Annotated in this window: 20 protein-coding genes; 6 read left to right on the top strand and 14 right to left on the bottom strand. The window is 73.8% G+C overall.

Annotated features, from left to right (window positions below; all coding sequences use genetic code 11):
• Nucleotides 1-78: 78 nt before the first annotated feature.
• Together ACFOW4_RS17990 and ACFOW4_RS17985 are read right to left on the bottom strand one after the other, a co-directional pair.
• On the bottom strand, nt 79-1,488 hold the full coding sequence (locus tag ACFOW4_RS17990) for a hypothetical protein (protein ID WP_377529154.1): 1,410 nt from the start codon (nt 1,486-1,488) through the stop codon (nt 79-81).
• A gap of 154 nt (nt 1,489-1,642) precedes the next feature.
• Complete coding sequence (locus ACFOW4_RS17985; RefSeq protein ID WP_377529125.1) at nt 1,643-2,131, bottom strand: Lrp/AsnC family transcriptional regulator; 489 nt, start codon at nt 2,129-2,131, stop codon at nt 1,643-1,645.
• A 138-nt stretch (nt 2,132-2,269) separates the two neighbouring features.
• On the opposite strand from ACFOW4_RS17985, the gene hppD reads away from it, so the two are divergent.
• From hppD to hisC, 4 genes are all read left to right on the top strand, one after another.
• Nucleotides 2,270-3,475 (top strand): 4-hydroxyphenylpyruvate dioxygenase, encoded by a 1,206-nt coding sequence (gene hppD / locus ACFOW4_RS17980; protein WP_377529122.1) that lies wholly within the window; start codon nt 2,270-2,272, stop codon nt 3,473-3,475.
• An 11-nt stretch (nt 3,476-3,486) separates the two neighbouring features.
• Complete coding sequence (locus ACFOW4_RS17975) at nt 3,487-4,260, top strand: RDD family protein (RefSeq protein WP_377529120.1); 774 nt, start codon at nt 3,487-3,489, stop codon at nt 4,258-4,260.
• A gap of 76 nt (nt 4,261-4,336) precedes the next feature.
• Nucleotides 4,337-5,314, top strand: a complete 978-nt coding sequence (locus ACFOW4_RS17970) for an RDD family protein (protein WP_377529118.1) — start codon at nt 4,337-4,339, stop codon at nt 5,312-5,314.
• Complete coding sequence (gene hisC / locus ACFOW4_RS17965; RefSeq protein ID WP_377529116.1) at nt 5,311-6,414, top strand: histidinol-phosphate transaminase; 1,104 nt, start codon at nt 5,311-5,313, stop codon at nt 6,412-6,414. Before ACFOW4_RS17970 ends, hisC begins: the two co-directional genes overlap by 4 nt.
• A 52-nt stretch (nt 6,415-6,466) precedes the next feature.
• Here the strand turns inward: hisC and ACFOW4_RS17960 are convergent, their stop codons facing one another.
• The 5 genes from ACFOW4_RS17960 to ACFOW4_RS17940 form a co-directional block, all read right to left on the bottom strand.
• The gene (locus ACFOW4_RS17960; RefSeq protein WP_377529115.1) at nt 6,467-7,723 is read right to left on the bottom strand and encodes a PQQ-binding-like beta-propeller repeat protein; all 1,257 of its coding nucleotides are present in this window, start codon (nt 7,721-7,723) and stop codon (nt 6,467-6,469) included.
• 98 nt (nt 7,724-7,821) lie between these two features.
• Entirely contained in the window at nt 7,822-8,304 is a 483-nt protein-coding gene (locus tag ACFOW4_RS17955; RefSeq protein WP_377529113.1) for an SRPBCC family protein, read from the bottom strand.
• A gap of 108 nt (nt 8,305-8,412) precedes the next feature.
• Nucleotides 8,413-8,622, bottom strand: a complete 210-nt coding sequence (locus ACFOW4_RS17950) for a DUF397 domain-containing protein (protein WP_377529111.1) — start codon at nt 8,620-8,622, stop codon at nt 8,413-8,415.
• Nucleotides 8,623-8,801: 179 nt separating this feature from the next.
• Nucleotides 8,802-9,998, bottom strand: coding sequence for a fumarylacetoacetase (gene fahA / locus ACFOW4_RS17945; RefSeq protein WP_377529109.1), 1,197 nt, complete (start codon nt 9,996-9,998; stop codon nt 8,802-8,804).
• The gene (locus tag ACFOW4_RS17940; RefSeq protein ID WP_377529108.1) at nt 9,995-10,855 is read right to left on the bottom strand and encodes a hypothetical protein; all 861 of its coding nucleotides are present in this window, start codon (nt 10,853-10,855) and stop codon (nt 9,995-9,997) included. The genes fahA and ACFOW4_RS17940 overlap by 4 nt, the downstream gene beginning before the upstream one ends.
• Nucleotides 10,856-10,950: 95 nt before the next feature.
• Here ACFOW4_RS17940 and ACFOW4_RS17935 point away from each other — a divergent pair, with 95 nt between their 5' ends.
• Nucleotides 10,951-12,117, top strand: coding sequence for a homogentisate 1,2-dioxygenase (locus ACFOW4_RS17935; protein ID WP_377529106.1), 1,167 nt, complete (start codon nt 10,951-10,953; stop codon nt 12,115-12,117).
• 672 nt (nt 12,118-12,789) lie between these two features.
• On the opposite strand, the gene ACFOW4_RS17930 is transcribed toward ACFOW4_RS17935, so the two are convergent.
• From ACFOW4_RS17930 to ACFOW4_RS17915, 4 genes are read right to left on the bottom strand one after another with little or no spacing between them, the layout of a single operon-like run.
• Nucleotides 12,790-13,815 (bottom strand): tetratricopeptide repeat protein, encoded by a 1,026-nt coding sequence (locus tag ACFOW4_RS17930; protein WP_377529105.1) that lies wholly within the window; start codon nt 13,813-13,815, stop codon nt 12,790-12,792.
• A 10-nt stretch (nt 13,816-13,825) separates the two neighbouring features.
• Nucleotides 13,826-14,311 carry a 2-C-methyl-D-erythritol 2,4-cyclodiphosphate synthase gene (ispF, locus tag ACFOW4_RS17925; RefSeq protein ID WP_377529151.1) on the bottom strand — a complete coding sequence of 162 codons (486 nt, stop codon included), beginning with the start codon at nt 14,309-14,311 and terminating at the stop codon, nt 13,826-13,828.
• 13 nt (nt 14,312-14,324) lie between these two features.
• Nucleotides 14,325-15,020, bottom strand: a complete 696-nt coding sequence (gene ispD, locus ACFOW4_RS17920; protein ID WP_377529102.1) for a 2-C-methyl-D-erythritol 4-phosphate cytidylyltransferase — start codon at nt 15,018-15,020, stop codon at nt 14,325-14,327.
• 54 nt (nt 15,021-15,074) lie between these two features.
• Nucleotides 15,075-15,560, bottom strand: coding sequence for a CarD family transcriptional regulator (locus tag ACFOW4_RS17915; protein ID WP_007073334.1), 486 nt, complete (start codon nt 15,558-15,560; stop codon nt 15,075-15,077).
• A gap of 327 nt (nt 15,561-15,887) precedes the next feature.
• Between ACFOW4_RS17915 and ACFOW4_RS17910 the strand changes: the two genes are divergently transcribed.
• On the top strand, nt 15,888-16,586 hold the full coding sequence (locus tag ACFOW4_RS17910; protein ID WP_377529101.1) for a hypothetical protein: 699 nt from the start codon (nt 15,888-15,890) through the stop codon (nt 16,584-16,586).
• A 4-nt stretch (nt 16,587-16,590) separates the two neighbouring features.
• On the opposite strand, the gene ACFOW4_RS17905 is transcribed toward ACFOW4_RS17910, so the two are convergent.
• The 3 genes from ACFOW4_RS17905 to ACFOW4_RS17895 form a co-directional block, all read right to left on the bottom strand.
• Nucleotides 16,591-17,244, bottom strand: a complete 654-nt coding sequence (locus ACFOW4_RS17905) for a hypothetical protein (RefSeq protein WP_377529100.1) — start codon at nt 17,242-17,244, stop codon at nt 16,591-16,593.
• Between the two features lie 31 nt (nt 17,245-17,275).
• Nucleotides 17,276-18,334, bottom strand: a complete 1,059-nt coding sequence (locus tag ACFOW4_RS17900; protein ID WP_377529099.1) for a type III polyketide synthase — start codon at nt 18,332-18,334, stop codon at nt 17,276-17,278.
• Nucleotides 18,335-18,464: 130 nt separating this feature from the next.
• Nucleotides 18,465-19,634: an acyl-CoA dehydrogenase family protein gene (locus tag ACFOW4_RS17895; RefSeq protein WP_377529097.1), complete on the bottom strand. Its 1,170-nt coding sequence runs from the start codon at nt 19,632-19,634 to the stop codon at nt 18,465-18,467.
• Between the last annotated feature and the right edge of the window lie 7 nt (nt 19,635-19,641).

Here is a 19,641-nt window from a genome sequence, read left to right as displayed (position 1 = left end):
GGTCCTGGGACGCCGCTCTCACCCGCCGGCTACCGGCCGCACCCGCGTGCGGCCCGACGCACCGGGCGGCGCCACCGCTCAGCCGTCCTTGCCGCCGGCCGGGTCGGGGCAGAGTTCGCGCTTGGGTCCGCAGGTGTCGTCGTCGCCGGGGGTGCCGCCGGTGCCGCCCGGAGCGGGGACGCCGCCGTCGCCGGGAGGCCGGGCGGGATCGCCCGCGGTGGCGCCGAAACGGACGTAACCGATCTCCCGCCCCTCGCCGATGATCATGCCTTTGGAGCCGACCGCGAGGGCGTTCGCGGAGGTGCGCAGCGCGGCCAACTCCCGACCGGTGCGCGGGTCGAGGGCGACCAGCCGGGACGGCTTCTCGTCGACGACGACGGCCGCGTACGGGGTGAGCGCCGCGCCGACCTTGCCGGTGGCGGGACGGGTCCACCGGACCCGGTCGGTGCCCAGCTCGCGGGCCACCACCGACCGCTTGTCGGCCGCCCGGACCAGGGCGTACCGGTCGTCGACCGCGATCAGCTTCGCCCCCTGCTCACCCACCCAGAGCAGTCGTCCGTCGTACCCGTCGAGGACCGCCTCCCGGCCGTCCGGGGCGACCCCGATCAGCACGTTCCGCGCGCCCTGCGGATCCTCCCGCTGGGCGCAGCCGGCGTTGTCGGCGGTACGCAGGTTGACCCCGGCCCGCTGCCACGTCTCCTGCCCGGTCGCCGGGTCGCGCCCGGAGATGGCGAAGTAGCAGGTGCCGTCCTGGGACCGGGCGGCGATGCGCAGCATCCGGCCGCCCACCACGGAGAGCCGCTCGTCCCGGCCGGGCTCGACGTTCTGCAACACCCGGCCGGTGGCCGTGTCGACCACGTGCACCCGCCCGTCGACCGGAAAGCCGAGCAGCGGCGGCACCGGCTCCGGCCCGGCCACCCCGTCGTCGATGCGGGTGGCGGTGAGGCGGCGGGTGCCGCGCAGACCCGGGTTGTCGGCGAGCAGCCCGCTGTGCACACCGGGCAGGAACGCCGTCCACAGTGGCACCGTGCCGCGCGGGTCCCAGGCGCTGAGCGTGCAGTCGGTGGCGTCCGTGCAGCGGGCGTCGAGCAGCAGGTTGCGGTACGTCCAGACGGCCACCGCGTCGTCGTCGCGCCGCCGGGTCACGCCGGTGGCCGGGTCGAGCAGCTCGTACCCCTTGACCAGGAGCTTGCCCACCGCGACGACCGGATCGCGGTCGCCGCCCGCGACCGCCGACCAGTCGGCCTTGCGCTCCCAGAGCTGGGCGCCGGTGGCCAGGCTGCGCGCCTCCACCCGGGTCCGCTGCTCGACCACCACCGTGTCGCCGGCGATGGTCACGCTGCGCGGGGTGCCGCCGACCCGCTGCTGCCACACCACGTCCGGCTCGGCGATGGGGTCGCTGCGGTCGACCCAGTCCCAGACGGCCGGGAACGGATTCCACACGCCGGTGGCGGCCAGGGCGACGACCGTGACGAGACCGAGCGCCAGCCCGGTTCGAACGCTCCCCTTCGCCACACGCACACGGTAGCCACGATCAGGGATCTTCCGTACGCCCGCGCCGCCGTGTCGCCGCGCTTTCTGCCGCGCCGGGTGTTAGGAGGGGGCACTTCCTATACACCAGGCGTTAATAAGGGGCCCTTCCTCAACGGCGGGCGGCGGAGCGCACCAACGGCAGCGTCCGGTAGGGAATCTGCTCGGCCAGGGCGATGATGGTCGACGCCCGGGTGATGCCGGCCGACGACACGATCTGGTCGATGACCCTCTGCAGGTCGGCGTTGGACCGGGCCACGATCCGGCAGAGCAGGTCGCTGGAGCCGGTGATGGTGTGCGCCTCCAGCACCTCGGGGATCGCCGCGAGGTGGGCGGTGACCGGGTCGTGGCCGTGCCGCTGGCTGATCTCCAGGGTGACGAAGCTGGTCACCCCGAACCCGATCGCGGTCGGCGCGATGTCCGGCCCGAACCCGCGGATCACGCCCCGGTCGACCAGCTTGTCCAGTCGGGCCTGCACGGTGCCCCGGGCCACGCCGAGCCGCCGCGAGCACTCGAGCACCCCGATCCGCGGCTCCTCGGTGAGCAGTTCGATCAAGCGCGCGTCCAGTTCGTCCAGCTGTACATCCTGCCCACCGTTCATGAGTGAACACCATACCGAATGTGCAACCTGACCAGCGATTACGCGGACAGTTGCCCACTCGACCCCGCTCCGGCGATCCTCGCCACAACATCCGTCACGGCGGCCCACGAGGCCGGCCGGTACGCAAGGGAGGCCGCGATGACCCAGGCTATCGACCGACCCACGTCGACCGAGGAGGTCGACGTCGACCGGCTCGTCGGCGCCGTCGACCACGACATCAGCCACGACCCGTTCCCGGTCAAGGGCCTCGACCACGTGCACTTCCTGGTCGGCAACGCCAAGCAGGCCGCGCACTACTACTCCACCGCGTTCGGCATGACCTGCGTGGCGTACCGCGGACCGGAGCAGGGCTATCGGGACCACGCCCAGTACGTGCTGACCAGCGGTTCGGCCCGGTTCGTGCTGACCGGCGCGGTGCGCCCGGACGCCTCCGGCTCCGAGCACGTGGCGAAGCACAGCGACGGCGTCAGCGACATCGCGCTGGAGGTACCGGACGTGGACGCCGCGTACGCGCACGCCACGGCGCAGGGCGCGACCGGCCTGGTCGAGCCGCACGAGGTGACCGACGAGCACGGCACCGTCCGGATGGCCGCCATCGCCGCCTACGGCGACACCCGGCACACCCTGGTCGACCGGTCCCGCTACACCGGCCCGTTCCTGCCCGGCTTCGTGGCCCGCGGCCCGATCGTGGACCGGCAGCCGATGATCGACGCCGGCATCCAGCCGAAGCGCTTCTTCCAGGCGGTCGACCACGTGGTCGGCAACGTGGAGCTGGGCCGGATGGACGAGTGGGTGGAGTTCTACAAGCGGGTCATGGGCTTCTCCAACATGGCGGAGTTCATCGGCGACGACATCGCCACTGACTACTCGGCGCTGATGAGCAAGGTCGTGGCCAGCGGCACCCGCAAGGTGAAGTTCCCGCTCAACGAGCCGGCGGTGGCCCGCAAGAAGTCGCAGATCGACGAGTACCTGGAGTTCTACCAGGGCCCCGGCGCCCAGCACATCGCCGTCGCGACCAACGACATCCTGGCCAGCGTCGACGCCATGCGGGCGGCCGGCGTGGAGTTCCTGGACACCCCGGACTCGTACTACGACGACCCGGAGCTGCGCGAGCGGATCGGCAACGTGCGGGTGCCGATCGAGGAGCTGAAGGCCCGCAAGATCCTGGTCGACCGGGACGAGGACGGCTACCTGCTGCAGATCTTCACCAAGCCGGTGCAGGACCGCCCCACGGTCTTCTTCGAGCTGATCGAGCGGCACGGCTCGCTGGGCTTCGGCAAGGGCAACTTCAAGGCGCTCTTCCAGGCGATCGAGCGGGAGCAGGAAGCCCGCGGCAACCTGTAACACTTGCGAGCGTGACGCAGCCTCCGTCGTACCCGACGCCGCCGGACGGTGGGCCTCCGCCCGCCGCCGGCGGCTTCGTGCCCGGCCCGCACCCCCCGGGATACGCGGTCCCACCGCAGTACGCCCCGCCGGGCACCGCGGGTCCCGTCCCAGCGGGCTACGCCGCTCCCCCGGGCTACCCCGTGCCCGCGGGCTACGCGCTCCCACCCGGTTACGCCCCGCCCGGGTACGCCGGACCGCCCCGCCCGATGCCCCCACCGCCCACGCTGAGCCCGGGCGGTCAGCCGCTGGCGAGCTTCGCCGACCGGCTGCTGGCCGCGCTGATCGACACCGCGGTCTTCATGGGACTCGGCATCGTGCTCGCCGTGCCCGCGATGATCATCATGATGGTCGTCATCCTGCCCGACCTGGTCCGGGTCAAGCCGGACGGCACCGTCGTCCAGCCCGACCTCCTCAACGACTTCCTGCTGCCGTTCCTGTGGATCGAACTCGCGATCCTCGCCATCTCGCTGGTCGCCGCGTACGTCTACCACGTCGAGATGATGTTCCGGACCGGCCAGACCTACGGCAAGAAGGCCATGAAGCTGCGGATCGTCCCGCTCGACCCGACCCGCACCCTGGACCGGCGGGCAGCCGTCAAGCGATTCCTCGTGCAGAACGTCGCGAGCCTGGTGCTGCCCGGCCTCAGCTACCTCGACGGGCTGTGGCAGCTCTGGGACAAGCCCTGGCAGCAGTGCCTCCACGACAAGTTCGCCGAAACGGTCGTCGTTAAGGTGTCCTCGTGAGCGAGCGCAGCGGGCGAACCAGCAGGCTCAGCAGCGTGGCGCCTCGCGCCGGCGCGGAGCGAAGCGGAGCGGCGGCGTGAGCGTGCAACCCGGCTGGTACGTCGACCCCGCCGACCCCGAGACCCGGCGGTACTGGGACGGCGAGGGCTGGATCGGCGCGCCCATCCCCGTCGACGCCACACCGCCCGAGGGCCCGCCGCCGGTCGAGCCGCCGACGCCCGCACCGGTCCCCGCGGCCGGGTCGCCGACCGCCGCTGAGCCGGTTCCGTCGACCGCCGCCACCGGCTGGCCGCCACCTCCCGGACCGGGTCCGCAACCGGGGCCGGGCCCCGGCTGGACGCCGCAGCAGGGTCCCCCGCCCGGCTGGTCGCCCCAGGGTGCCCCGCCCGGCTGGTCGCCCCAGGGCGGGCCCCCGCCCGGCTGGACCCCGCAGGGTTGGGTCGGACGGCCGCCCGAGCCGCGCCCGCACGGCCTGGCGCTGGCCGGTTTCGGCTCCCGACTGGCCGCCCGACTGATCGACTTCGGCCTGGTCTTCGCCCTGAACGCGCTGGTCAACGGCTGGTTCATTTGGCGACTGGCCGAGGAGATGATGCCGTACTGGCGGGAGGTGTTCCGGCGGGCGCTGGCCGGGGACTCCTCCGCCGAGGGGCTGCCCCCGATCGGCGAGCAGGCCGGCGGGCTCCAGGTGGTGATCCTCCTGATCGCCACCGCGCTCTGGCTGGCGTACGAGGTGCCGCCCATGGCCTCCGGCGGGCAGACCGTCGGCAAGCGGGTGATGCGGATCCGGGCGGTGCCCCTCGCCGACGACCAGCCCCTGGGCTTCGGCCGGGCGCTGCGCCGGTGGACCACGCTCGGCGCGCCCACCCTGTTCTGGTACTGCTGCGGGCTCGGCCTGGTGCTGCAACTGGTCGACGCCCTCTCCCCGCTCTTCGACCACCCGCTGCGTCAGGCGCTGCACGACAAGCGCGCCCAGACGGTGGTCGTCCAGCTTCCCCGCACCACCGGCTCCGCCACCTCGAACGACCGCACCCAGCACCCGGGAGACCCCGAATGACCGAAACCGGACGTCACCAGCCGGCGCTGCGGCTGACCCGCGCCGACCTGGACGCGCTGCCCAGCTACGTGCCGGGGCGCAGCCCCGCCGACCTGGCCCGGGAGCTGGGTCTGCCGGAGGCGATCAAGCTGGCCAGCAACGAGGTGCCGTACGGGCCGCTGCCCGGGGTGGTGGAGGCGGTCGCCGAGGCGGTCACCGCCTCGCACCGCTACCCGGACATGGGCGTGGTCGCGCTGCGCGACGTGCTGGCCGAGCGCTACGGGGTGGCGGCCGAGCGGATCGCCACGGGCTGCGGTTCGGTCGCCCTCGCCGAGCACCTGGTCCGGGCCACCTGCCTGCCCGGCGACGAGCTGCTCTACGCGTGGCGGTCGTTCGAGGCGTACCCGATCATCGCGGCGACCAGCGGCGCGACCAGCGTGCGGGTACCCAACGACGCCGGCCACGGGCACGACCTGGCGGCCATGGCGGCGGCGGTGACCGACCGGACGCGCATGATCCTGGTCTGCAACCCGAACAACCCCACCGGTACGGCGGTCCGCAAGGCGGAGCTGGACCGGTTCCTCGACGCGGTGCCGGACGACGTGCTGGTGGTCATTGACGAGGCGTACCGGGAGTTCGTCACCGACCCGGAGGTGCCGGACGGCCTGAGCTACCTGGACCGGCCGAACGTGGCCGTGCTGCGCACCCTGTCCAAGGCGTGGGGCCTGGCGGGGCTGCGGATCGGCTGGCTGGTCGCCCAGCCGGTGGTGGCCGCGGCGGTCCGCAAGGTGGTGACGCCCTTCTCCACCAGCATGGCCGCTCAGGCGGGGGCGCTGGCCGCCCTGACCCAGGCCGAGGAGATGGAGCGCCGCTGCGCGCTGGTCGTGGCCGAGCGGGACCGGGTCACCCAGGCGTTGCGCAAGTTCGTCCCCGACGTGCCGACCAGCCAGGCCAACTTCGTGTGGCTGCCGCTGGGCGACCGGGCGGTGGAGTTCGGCAAGGCGTGCGAGGCGCGCGGCGTGATCGTCCGGCCGTTCGCCGGCGACGGGGTCCGGGTCACCATCGGCACCCCGGCCGAGAACGACGCGTTCCTGGTCGCGGCGGAGGCGGCGCTGGCCTGACATCACCGGCCAGCTCGACGGCCCGCGCCGCCGGTAGCGTCCCCGGCGCGGGTCAGGTGGCCGCCAGGATCACGGCCTCGCTCGTGAAGAAGTACCGCTGGTCGTCCCCATCCGGGTCGACCGGCTCGCGGAGCCGCTCCACGGCCACGTAGCCGTCCACGGCGGACACCGCGCCGGGGGCCCACCCCGTGCCGTCCGAACCGACGTTGAGCGAGAAGCGGGACCGCTGTGCGCCGGTGACCGGATCCAGCGTCACCAGGGCGTTCGCCTCGGTCAACAGGTGCACCCGGCCGGGCTGGACGGCGATCACCCGGACCGGGCCCAGGTCGTCCACCCGCCACAGCTCGGCACCGGAGCGCGCCGACCGGGCGATGACCACCCCGTCGACCACGGCGATCGCCTGCTCGCCGGCCAGCGTCGCGCCGGCCGGGTCCAGGGCGGGGGCGGCCACCGGCGCAGCGGCGTCGAGCAGCCAACCGCGGCCGCCCGCGTCTCCCGGCCCGGCGGTCCGCAGGGCGGGACAGTCCGAGCGGCCGGTGCGACAGCCGATCGGGGTCACCACCAGGTCGTCCGGGCTCCCCGGCGGGCGCCAGCGCCCGCGCACCGCACCGGTCGCCGCGTCCCGGAACTCCACCGCGGCCGGCCCGGCGCAGGCGTCCACGCCGATCAACTGCCCCGACGCCGTGGTGCCGACGTCGGTGCGGCAGGCCCCGGGCAGCTCGGCCCGCCAGAGTTCCCGACCGTCGGTCAGCTCCCACCCGCGCGCCTGGACGTCGCCGGTGACCACCAGCACCGTCCGGCCGCCCGCGCCGTTGGCGAGATAGAACCCGCGCGGGTCCCAGACCGTCGCCGCGCCGGTACGCCGGGCGGTCGGCCCGGTCCCGGCCGGCACCGGCCCGTCGGCGCGCCACAGCACCCGGCCGTCCCGCGCGTCGAGTGCGACGACACGGCCGTCCGACCAGCGGCTGACCACCGTCGTCCCGCTGGCCACCACTCCACTCAGCTGCGCCGGCCAGCGCCGGTACGACCAGTACGGGGTGGTGCGGTACTTCCGATCGACCGGCCGGTCGGCGTACACCTGGCGGTGGGCGGCGTACACCCGCAGCCGCGCGTCCACGATCAGCGGGGCGACCGGAAGCCGGCCGATCACGCCGGGGGCGGGTCGGGCCGCGGCCGGGTAACCGCCCCGGCCCACGGTGCTCACCTCGGCCGGCGCGAGCACCCGGTGGACCGTGGCCGCGATCGCGGCGACGGCGACCAGCGCCGCGACCGCCACCACCAGCCGTCGCCGGTCCTTCGGGAACCCCATGCCGCACCTCCGCCCGGCACCCTACCCAGCGGAACCACCCGGAGCCCGGTCAGGTCACGCGTGCCGGCGGGTCGACGGACGCGGGGCCGGCGGCGGGGTCAGGCGGCTTCGACGGAGCCGATGCTGCCCGCGGCCGCGGCGAGGTCGGTGAGATCGCGCCGGAGCGCCACCTCGACCGCCCGGGCGGCGAGCGTGCCGAGCAGCAACGCCACCACCCGGCCGTACGGTGCGGTCGGCACGGCCTCCTGCGTGACGGTGACCGCGGTGCAGCCACGGCGACGCCGGCGCACCGGCCGCAGGCTCCAGGTGATCCGGTAGTCGACGCCGGCGCCGGAGGAACAGAGCACCAGCCGATGCGGGGCGACCGCCTCCACCACGAGGAACTCCTCGGCCAGCAGGCGACCGCCCGGCTGGACGCGCTCCTCGCGCCAGGCGGTGCCGGGCCCGAACGGGCCGGGGGTCAGCAGCTCGACCGGCCCGGCGGCGCTCAGACGAGCGGCACGGCCGGACAGGTCGGTCAGCAGGCGCCAGACATCGGCGGCGTGCGCCTCGATGAACCCGGTAACCGCCACCGTCGACATGCGACCCTCCCGTGTCCCCGACGGTACGCGGGGTGCGGGCCCGGCGGGGCCCCCGGGACGGAATTTCCACCGTCCAGAGGACCCCGTCGTGCGGTGGTCCGGCGCCGGTCAGTGGTCGAACCGACCGTCCCGGATGCTCCCGATGAACGCCGTCCACCCCGGGGGGCTGACGGCGAGTGTGGGACCGGCCTGGTCCTTGGAGTCGCGGACCGCGACCAGACCGAGGACATCGACCAGGTTGTCGGCCACCTCCACGCAGAGCCCCTGGTCGTTCGAGCGGCTGCTGGTACGCCAGACCGCGCCGGTGAGATCGTGCATCGTCGTTACCTCCGTGTGCGATGGACCGCCCACCGTCGGCGGCCGGACGACACTCGTCCGGCCCGTACCGCCTGGGGGGCGACGGAATCCGCGACGATCAACGGGGTTACGACGGAGGAAGATCGCACAGCCGGTGCGACCGGGCGTCCCAGCGATGGGACGCTCTGTCCGCGCTGGTCTCAGCGGGCCGGGCGGATGGTGCCCGTGACCTCGCCGAGGGCGATGGTGGTGCCGTCCGGGCCGGGCGCGGTCGCGGTCACGGTGACCGTGTCACCGTCCTGGAGGAACGTCCGGGTCTCGCCACCGAGCTTCACCGGCTCGGCCCCGCCCCAGGTCAGCTCCAGGAACGAGCCGACCTGCCCCCGGTCGGGACCGGAGACGGTGCCGGACGCGTAGAGATCGCCGGTACGCAGCGCGGCGCCGTTGACGGTGAGGTGCGCCAACTGCTGCGCAGGCGTCCAGTACATGGTGGCGAACGGCGGCTCACTGACCCGCTCGCCGTTCCACTCGACCGCGAGCCGGAGGTCGAGCCCCAGGTGCGGTACGTCGCGCAGGTAGTCGGCGACCGGCGGGTCCTGGTCCGGGGCGGGCACGAAGGCGTCCGTGAGCGCGTCCAACGGTGTCACCCAGGCGGAGACCGAGGTGGCGAAGGACTTGCCGAGGAACGGGCCGAGCGGCTGGTACTCCCACGCCTGGATGTCCCGGGCCGACCAGTCGTTGACCAGCACCACCCCGAAGACGTGCTCGGCGAAGTCGTCGGCGCTCACGCGGGCGCCGAGCGGGCTGGGTACGCCCACCACGAAGCCGACCTCGGCCTCGATGTCCAGGCGTACCGAGGGGCCGGTGACCGGGCCCTCGGCGGAGGCGCGTTGCCCGATCGGCCGGACCACCGGCGTACCGGAGACCACCACCGTGCCGGCCCGACCGTGGTAGCCGATCGGCAGGTGCTTCCAGTTCGGCAGCAGCGGCGGCTGGCCCGGGCGGAAGATCTGGCCGACGTTCGACGCGTGGTGCTCCGAGGAGTAGAAGTCGACGTAGTCCGCGACGTCGAAGGGCAGCAGCAGCTCCACCTCGTCCAGCGGCACCAGCAGCGGCTCCACCGCCGGGCGGTACGCCGGGTCGGTGAGCAACTCGACGATCCGCTGCCGGACCGTCGTCCACTGCGGTCGGCCCAGCGCCATGAAGTCGTTGAGGGTGGGCCGGCACAGCGCGCCGGCGGCCAGCACCAGGTCGGCTGCCTCGGCGCCGGCGAGATCGAGCACGAACGCCCCGATCCGGACGCCGATCCGCGGCTCGCTCCCGTCGTGCCGGAACACCCCGTACGGCAGGTTGGTCACCCCGTACGACGAACCGTCGGCACCGGTCACCCAGGTCATGCGTCGTAGCCCCCGTTCACCAGCCCCAGCCGGATCAGATCGGTCAGTGGTTCCAGGATGCTGCACGAGCCGAAGCCGACCCAGAGCGGGCGGCGGCCGTCCAGCCGTCCGCTGGTGCGCTCCAGCAGCGGGCGCGGGTCGAGCACGGTCAGCAGTTCGGCGACGACGTCCACGCCGCCGCCCTCGGCGGCGGCCAGGGTCGCGGCCAGCACGTTGGCGTACCCGTGGTGGGTGAACCCGGTCTCCGGGTCCAGGTGCCGGACCGCCTGGTGCAGCCCGGCGGTGAGCTTGAACGGCAGGTCCCGGTCCCGGCAGGCGCAGATCACCGCGGCCAGCTCGCGCGGGGTGGGGAAGAGTTCGGCGGCCAGCCCGCCGGTGCGGAACTTCGCCGCGATCGACACCCCGTCGGCCCGGGCGGCGGCGAGCACGTCCAGCGCGCCCATCAGCCCGAACGTCAACGGCAGCTCGGCGTAGACAGCTTCGAGACCCGACGCCTTGTCGGCCATCCGTAGCAGGCCGTCGACGCCGGGCAGCGGATCCTCGCCCCGCTTGGCGACCGCCGCCTCCACCTGCCGGATTCGGATCCGCGGATCCGCCTCCGCGACGGCCCGGTCGAGCCGGTCGACCGGCAGGTCCGCGATCACCCCGACGGCGAGGGACTCGTCGGCGTCGAGCAGGCCGGGCAGCTCGGGCAGCCGCGAGGCGGGCATCAGCAGCGGGCCGACCAGGTCGGCGTACCAGGCGGCGCGGTGCCGGCGGTGGGCGGCGACGGCGTCGGGCAGCGCGGCGCTGCCGGGCGGGAAGACGGCGGCGTCGTCCACCAGGCCGTCGAGGAGCGCGGGCACCTGCGTTGACACGAAACAAGAATGTACGGGACGCTGGCAAGGAACGGACAGCAGCGTCCGATTATCGGACGCCTCCGGCCGGTCAACGGGACATATCGGGAGGCGAGATGCCGTACTACCGCAGCGTCGGCGAGGTGCCGCGCAAGCGCCACACCCAGTTTCGCCAGCCCGACGGCAGCCTCTACGCCGAGGAGCTGATGGGCCAGGAGGGCTTCTCCTCCGACTCGTCGCTGCTCTACCACCGGCACGCGCCCACTGCGATCGTGGCCGCCGAGGAGTTCACCCCGCCGGCGTACGCCCGGACGCCGAACCTGCCGCTCAAGCCCCGGCACCTGCGCACCCACAAGCTCGACAGCGGCGGCGCCGACCCGGTCCTCGGCCGGCAGTACCTGCTCGCCAACGACGACGTGCGGATCGCGTACGTGCTGGCCGACCGGCCGTCGCCGCTCTTCCGCGACGCCACCGGCGACCACTGCCTCTACGTCGAGTCGGGCACCCTGCGGGTGGAGTCGCCGTTCGGGGTGCTCGACGCGGTCGCCGGTGACTACGTCATCATCCCCACCTCGACCATCCACCGTCTGGTGCCCACCGGTGAGCAGCCCGTCCGACTGCTCACCATCGAGGCGGCCGGGCACATCGGCCCGCCCAAGCGCTACCTCTCCGTACGCGGCCAGTTCCTGGAGCACTCGCCGTACTGCGAGCGCGACGTCCGCGGCCCGGACGAGCCCCTCCTGGTCGATGGCGAGGACGTCGAGGTGCTGGTCCGGCACCGGCGGGGTTGGACCCGCTACGTGTACGCCAACCACCCGTTCGACGTGGTCGGCTGGGACGGGCACATGTACCCGTGGGCGTTCTCCATCCACGACTTCGAGCCGATCACCGGTCGGATCCACCAGCCCCCGCCGGTGCACCAGACCTTCCAGGGCCCCAACTTCGTGATCTGCTCGTTCGTGCCCCGCAAGGTCGACTACCACCCCGACTCGATCCCGGTGCCGTACAACCACCACAACGTCGACTCCGACGAGATGCTCTTCTACACCGGCGGCAACTACGAGGCCCGGCGCGGCTCCGGCATCGAACAGGGCTCCATCTCGCTGCACCCGTCCGGCTTCACCCACGGCCCGCAGCCGGGCGCCGCCGAGCGGTCGATCGGCGCGGACTACTTCGACGAGCTCGCCGTCATGGTCGACACGTTCCGCCCGCTGGACCTCTGCGACGCCGGCCGCTCCTGCGAGGACGACGCGTACGCCTGGACCTGGGCCCGCCGCCCCTGACGGGCCGCACGCTCCACCCCTCGCCGCCGTGGGTCCGACCGCTCGCGGTCAGCCCTGGTCGCCGTGCGCTTCGACCGCTCGCCGTCAGCGCTGGTCGCCGTGAGGTTCGACCGCTCGCCGTCAGCCCTGGCTGCAGTGGGTTCGACCGCTCGCGGTCAGCGCTGGTCGCCGTGGGGGTTTCGCCGGAGCCCGCCCCGCTCCGGGCGGTCAGGCTTGATCCCTCCGCGGGTCGGGCTCCGGCGAAACCCGACCGGGTCGCGCTCGACGCCAAAGGCCACGCCGGTCGGTAGGACCCAGCCAGCGTCCGTGGAGACGAGCTCGCTCCACTCCAGATCGCCGACATGGCGCGATTCGGGTAAGTCAGACACCGCCACGCCGCCGACCTGGTGTTGATCTCGCAGTTCACCCCAGTCAGACGCGGGGCTCTCATGATCGGCTCGGTTTCCTTGAAGTCGGGGTATCCCCAGCCCAGGACAGCCCGACATCCTGCATCTCGAGTGGATCATCCCGCGGTGCCGTCACCGAAAACCCACGAAAGGGGCGAGACGGACACCGTCTCGGCCGGACCGGGCGGGCGAACGAAGGCGGGACCAGGCCTGGGTCAGGTCCGACCAAGTCCTCACCCGACGACCGCCGTCGGGCGGGCCGGCAGGAGGCGGAGCGGGTGGGGCGTCAGCGGACGATACGGGAGAAGATGGCGAGTTCGGCCACGGCGGTGGCGGCGATGGCCAGCACCAGCGGCCACGGCGTGCCGACCAGGGCGTAGACCACCAGCAAGACCGGGGCGGCGGCGACCGCGTAGATCGCCAGGGCCAGGGTCCGGTCCGAGTGGAGCAGGGCGGGCAGTACGGTCCGGGTCAGCCCCGGCAGCCGGGCCGCTAGCCGCCACACCACGATGGCGCCACTCGCCGCGGCGAGCACGGCCACGAAGCGGGACAGCCCGTCGCCACCGGGTGCCAGGAACGCGACCAGCACGGTGGCCACCAGCGACCAGCCGGCACCGTAGAGCACCAGGCGGTGCAGGCCGTGGCTGATGGTCCGCGCGGAGTCCATCCGGCGTGGGTTGAGCGTGGCGGCCTCGGCGAGGTACTCGATCGCCTCCGACCAGCGGCGCTGCTCCAGCCGCATGACCCCCACGTCGTGTCGCACCTCGGCGAGCTGCGGGTCGAGCCGCAGCGCCTCCCGGTAGGCGCGTTCGGCCAGGTCGAAGAGTTCCAGCCGGGCCGCGACCAGGCCGAGCACCAGGTGCGCCTGGGGCTCCTGCGGGGCCAGTTCGACCCCGCGCCAGGCCGCGTTCAGCGCCGGCTGTCCGTTGCGCGCGCCGGCCAGGATCGCCGCGGCGCTGCGCTGGGCGTACGCGTCGGCCGGGCCCAGCGCGAGGAGTCGGTCGGCGCAGCTGGCGGACTCGGCGTACCGCTCCAGGTCGGACAGTGCCATCCCGCGGGCGACCAGTGGCGCGAGGGTGTCCGGGGCGGCGGCAACGGCGGCGTCGGCCGCGGTGAGCGCCTCGGCCGGGCGGTCGGCGGCCAGGTGCACCCGGGCCAGCATGGTGAGCGTCCCGGCGTTGGCCGGTTCCAGCGCGAGTGCGTACGCCAGTTCCCCGACCGCCTCGTCGTAGCGGCCGAGTTCGGCGAGGAGCTGGGCCCGCTGGAGGTACCCGTCGGCGGCGGACTGGTCGGAGGTGGGGTCGCTGGACATCGCGGCGAGCCTAGGTGGCGGGCGCGTCGTACACCAGGGCCACCGCGATGCCGGCGAGCCCTTCGCCGCGCCCGGTGAAGCCGAGCCCGTCGGTGGTGGCGGCGGAGAGGGTGACGGGCGCGCCGATGGCCGCGGAAAGCACCCGCTGGGCCTCCTCGCGGCGCGGGCCGATCTTGGGACGGTTGCCGACCACCTGCACCGAGACGTTGCCGATGGCGAGGCCGGCGGCTCGCACGCGGCGGGCGGTCTCGGTGAGCAGCTCCACCCCGGACGCGCCGGCCCACTCCGGCTCACCCACTCCGAAGGTGGAGCCGAGATCGCCCAGGCCGGCGGCGGAGAGCAGCGAGTTGCAGGCGGCGTGGGCGGCGACGTCGGCGTCCGAGTGCCCGGCCAGGCCGTCCTGGTCGGGCCAGAGCAGGCCGGCCACCCAGCAGGGTCGGCCGGCCGCGAACGCGTGCACGTCGGTGCCGACGGCCACCCGGGGAACGATCATGATCTGAGGGTACGCGTCAGCCGGCGGCGGTCAGCAGGTGCTCGGCGAGCGCCAGGTCGAACGGGCGGGTGATCTTCAGCGCGTACTCCGAGCCGGGTACGCAGCTCACCGCGACGCCGAGCTTCTCGACCAGGCCGGCATCGTCGGTGAGCGGGTCACCGGCCGCGGCGTGGGCTGCGGCGAGCGCCGTCCGGCGGAAGCCCTGCGGGGTCTGCACGGCGCGCAGCGTGGACCGGTCGACGGTGCCGAGCACCACCTCGCCGGCGTCGACCTCCTTGATCGTGTCGACGACCGGCAGCACCGGGATCACGGCATCGCTCCCGGCCCGGACCGCGGCCGCGACGGATTCGACCAGCTCCGGTGGGGTGAGCGCGCGGGCGGCGTCGTGCACCAGGACGATCTCCGGGCCGGGCGGCACCGCGGCCAGGGCTGCGGCCACCGACGCCTGGCGTTCCGCACCGCCGGCCACCACGGTCACCGGCGCCACCGGGGTGAGCAGCTCGCGAACGGCGGGCACCTCGGCGGCCGGAGCCGCGACCACGATCGTGTGCACCGAGGGTGCGGCGGCCAGCCGCCGGACCGCGTGCACCAGCAGCGGCTCACCCGCGAGCAGGCGCAGCGCCTTGGGTCGGCCGGGGCCGAGCCGTACGCCGGCACCCGCCGCAGGCACGAGGACCGCGACGTCACCGCGCGGATTGAGCTGCGCGGTCACGTCGCGGTCCTCGGGTTTCTTCGTCAAGAAGTGGGTACGACGATGCTGTGCGGACTAGGCCTCGGTCAGCACCTTGTCGAGCAGCGTCTCAGCCTCGTCCTTGGTGCTCTTCTCCGCCAGCGCGACCTCGCCGACGAGAATGTCACGGGCCTTGGCGAGCATGCGCTTCTCGCCTGCGGAAAGGCCCCGCTCCCGCTCCCGGCGCCACAGGTCACGCACGACCTCGGCGACCTTCAGCGGGTTGCCGGAAGCCAGCTTCTCCAGATTGGCCTTGTAACGCCGCGACCAGTTGGTCGGCTCCTCGGTGTGCGGAGCCCGGAGAACGTCGAAGACCTTCCCGAGGCCCTCTTCGCCGACCACCTCGCGCACACCCACGATCTCGGCGTTCTCGGCCGGCACCCGGACCGTCAGGTCACCCTGCGCGACCCTCAGGACGAGGTACTGCTTGGGCTCGCCCTTGATGACCCGAGTCTCGATTGCCTCGATGAGTGCGGCCCCGTGGTGGGGGTAAACAACGGTCTCGCCGACACTGAAAACCATAGGTTCGAAACCCCTTTCGCTGTGTCTAGGGTAACACGCTCAGGCACCGATGTCTCACCGCTGTCCTGACCGTTGGCGCAGCTCAGGGGCCCTGTGAGAGGTATTTCTTCAGCTTGACAGGCAGCCAAACCGATGGTTCAAACACGCTCTGTGACGTACGGATGACATCCCGGTACGGGTGAACAGAACGTCGAGATCAAGGGCAATGCGCACCCCCATGGTATCCCGGTGGGCGGGACTGCGCCCAGGTGTAGCGGGAGGAGCCCCCGGTGGGGGACGCTGGAGGTCGAGCCGCAGTCCGCTCCCGAGACGCTGCCAGGGGGTCCGATGGGCATGCCGGACGCAGAGGGCCACGGGCCACCCGAGGGGCTGCCCGACCTGCCACCCGAGTGGGGCCGCGTAGTGGTCCCCGACGATGCCTCGGCGCTCGCCGCCGAGGCCGCACAGGTACGCCGCGAGCTGCGCCGGGCCGCCCCGCACGCCGGGGTCCGGTGGGCACACGGGCTCGCCCTGCCGCTGCTGGTCCTGCTGGTGGCGGTGCTCACCACGCTCGCCGGCCTGGTCGCGGTGTCCTGGCCGCGGACCATCCGCAGCACCGACCGCCCGGCCCCCGCCCCGTACGCACCACCCGCCCTCACCGGCCGGGCGCTGCCCGCGCTGGACCTGGTGGACGTCGGCCAGAAGCCGGTGCCGCTGCGCGGTCTGCTGCCCGCGATGATCATCCTGGTCGACGGCTGCCCCTGCCCGGACCGGGTCGCCGAGGCCGTGGCCGCGTCGCCCGACGGGGTGGCCGTGGTCACCGTCGCCGGAGGACCCACCGTCGCCGCGCGACCGCCGACGACCGGACCGGCGGCCCGCGCGCTCGCGGATCCCGCCGGTGGGCTGCGCTCCTTCGTGGGCCCACCCGCCGGGCCGGGCACCGCGACCGCGCTGCTGGTCGACCGGACGGGCGTCGTGACCCGGGTGCTGCCCGAGCTGGGCCCGGCCGACGCGTACCGGGCGGATCTGGCCGCTCTCGCCGCCTGAGGCCCTAGGGCAGCTCGACGAGCTGCGCCTCGACGTCGATCGAGTTCGCACCGACGACGGTCAGTGTCACCCGGATCGGCCCGCCGGTGCGGTGCAGTTCGGCGGTGGTGATCATCCCATTGCAGTCGGCCTGGTCCGGCCCGCTCGTCCGGGCGCCGCCGAGCGTCACGCGCAGGGCGCCAGGCCGGGTGCAGCGGTACTGGAGCAGGTAGCGGGCGTCATTGCCGGCGGCCTGGCGGGTGATCCCCGTGGTCGGGGTGATCGCCGCCCGCAACCGCCAGGTCGTCGCCGGGAACCGGGGCAGGCCGCCGTCCGAATCCAGGTCGTAGAACAGCTCGCCCGGGGCGCCGTCGATGTCGGTGACCATGCCCGTCGCCGGGTCGATCGAGACACCGCCCTGCCCCTCGACACCGATGACCTCGCCCGTTTCGTCCATCCGGACGGTGAGCCGCGATTCGGGGTCGCTGTTGGACAGGGCTTCGTCCAGGCTGATGCCAACGCTGGGTCGGACCGATGGCGTGGCCGTCGGCGTGGGAGCCGGCCCGGCCGTCGGAGTGGGCGCCGCGGCACGCCACCACCAGCCGCCGGCGGCCAGGGCGGCCAGCGCCACCCCGACCAGCACCGCCGACCGGAGCCGGTCGTCCCCGCCCGCATCCATCGGACGAGCGTACCGCCGGCCCGCGCCGCGCTCAGCCCTGTCGATCGAGCAGGGCGGCGTACAGGGTCAGGCCGGGGCCGAACGCCAGCATGACGATCCGTTGCGGGGCGGGTGCCGAGCGGTACAGGCGGTCGAGGATCAGCAGCACCGTCGGAGACGAGCAGTTGCCGTGCTCGTCGAGCGTCGCCCGGGACGCGGCCAGCGCCTGCGGCGGCAGGGCCAGCTCCCGCTCCACCACGTTGAGGATCCGCGGCCCGCCCGGATGCACCGCCCAGCCGTCCACCTCGGCGATCGTCGCGCCGTGCCGGGCCAGCAGGTCGTCGACGAGTTTGCGGACGTGCGCCGAGAGCACCTGCGGCACCTTCGGCGACAGCCCCATCCGGAAGCCGGCGTCGGTGACGTCCCAGGTCATGTGGTCGGCCGTGGAGGTGTCGGTGACCGAGGTGACCTCGCGCACCGCGTACCCCGGGCCACCCGGCGTCACCACGGCGGCGACCGCGGCGTCGGAGAAGAGTGCGTGCGAGACGATCTGCTGCGTGTCCACCCGGGCGGTGGAGGGCTGGATGTGCAGGCTGGTCAGCTCCGCGCAGAGCAGCAGCGCAGGGCGGCCCCGGGCGGTGACGAAGTCGCTCGCCGCGCCCAACCCCGGCAGGGCCGCGTAGCAGCCCATGTGACCGACGAAGATCCGCTGTGTGTCCGGAGCCATGCCCAGGTCCCGGGCCAACAGGATGTCAAGCCCCGGGGTGGCGTACCCGGTGCAGGAGCAGACGATGAACATCCCGATGTCGCCGGCGCCCAGGCCCGCCGCGGTCAGCGCCCGGCCGACCGCCTCCTTGCCCAGCGGCAGCGCCTCCACCTGGTAGCGGCGCATCCGGCGTTCCGTCGGCCAGTCCGAGACGTCCTCCAACAGCGGGTTGACCGCCGCCTGCCGTCGGGTCACGCCCGAGTTGGCGAAGATGCGCTGCGCCAACGCCCGGGTGGTGCCGGTGAAGTGCCGGGAGAAGAAGCCCTCCCACAACTCGTCCTGGGCGGCGGACGGCGGTTGCGCCGTCCCGAGACCCGCGATCACTGGTACGGACACGATCCCCACCTCTCGTCCGACGACAGCTCCAGGTCGTGCCGCGGCGCCAGACGCGCCGAGCTGGAGTTGTCGGAGCTGTCCTCCCCCGATCCCTGCCCACGACCTCGCCCGCCCACGTGCGGCACCGGGTCGAGCCGGCTCACCAACGAGGCGCCGATCCGTCGCGGTCCGGGTCGCCGCCCAGCGCGGCGATGCCCAGCCAGTCGGCGCAGACGTCCGAGGTGGCCGGATGCAGCGAGCCGCAGCGGGCGTCCCGGTACAGCCGTTCCAACGGGTGCCCGCGCCGGGTCGCCGACGTGCCCGCCGCCTCCAGCATCGACGCCGCCACCTCCGCCGCCGTGGTGCCGGCCAGCAGCTTGGCCCGCCACACCCAGCGGTTGGTCTCCGCGTCGCCCGGCGCGTCGTCCACCCGGCGGGCCGCCTCGGCCACCACGAGCTGGGCCGCCGCCACCGCCGCGTCCGCCCGCCCCAGCCGGGCGCGCACCGCCGGCAGGCCGGCCAGGTTGCGGGCGTTGAGGTGCTCGGCGGCAGCGTCGATCGCCGCCCGGGCCACCCCGACGTAGACGGCCGCGTAACTGGCCACCAGCCAGTGCGGCATCAGCTGCGCGACCACCAGGGCCAGCCCCTCCACCCCGCCGAGCAACCGGTCGGCCGGCACCGTGACGTCCAGGTGCAGGTCGTGCGAGGAGGTGGCGCGCATGCCGAGCGCGTCCCAGGTCGGCTCGACGGTCAGGCCCGCCGGACCGGCCGGCACCAGGAACTGGGAGACCACCGACTGGTCGGCCGTGCTGCGCGCCGCCACCAGGTAGCCGTCGGCGTGCCCGGCACCGGAGCAGAACGTCTTGCTGCCCTTGACGCGCCAACCCTCGTCGGTCGCCTCGTAGACCGTGCTGAGCCGCGAGAGCCGGGCGCCCGCGCCGCGCTCGCTCATCGCCACCGCGTACCAGGAGCCGTTCGCCGCGGCGGTGAGCAGCCGGTCCCGGGCGGCGAGCGCCGCGTCCGGCACGCCCAGCGCCTCGGCCAGTTCCTCGGTGACCGCGCCGAGCGCGCCGGTGACCGAGGCGTGCATGTTGAACACCAGCGCCGTCGCGCCGTTGCCCCGGGCCAGCTCGGTGGCGACCGCGGCGTACTCGGCGAAGCTCGCGCCCATGCCGCCGAGCGCCCGGGGAACCATCAGCCCGAACAGACCGGCATCCCGCAGGTCGCGGAAGTCCTCGACGGGGAAGGAGCCGTCCCGGTCGTGCTCCGCCGCCCGCGCGGCGAACCGCGGCGCCAACCGGCGGGCCGCCTCCAGCGCGTGCACCGTCATATCGCCC

It is taken from the genome of Micromonospora sp. GCM10011542 (assembly GCF_042650685.1).
GTDB lineage: Bacteria > Actinomycetota > Actinomycetes > Mycobacteriales > Micromonosporaceae > Micromonospora.
Note: the sequence above shows the minus strand (reverse complement) of the source record. Positions and strands in the feature narration are given on the sequence as shown.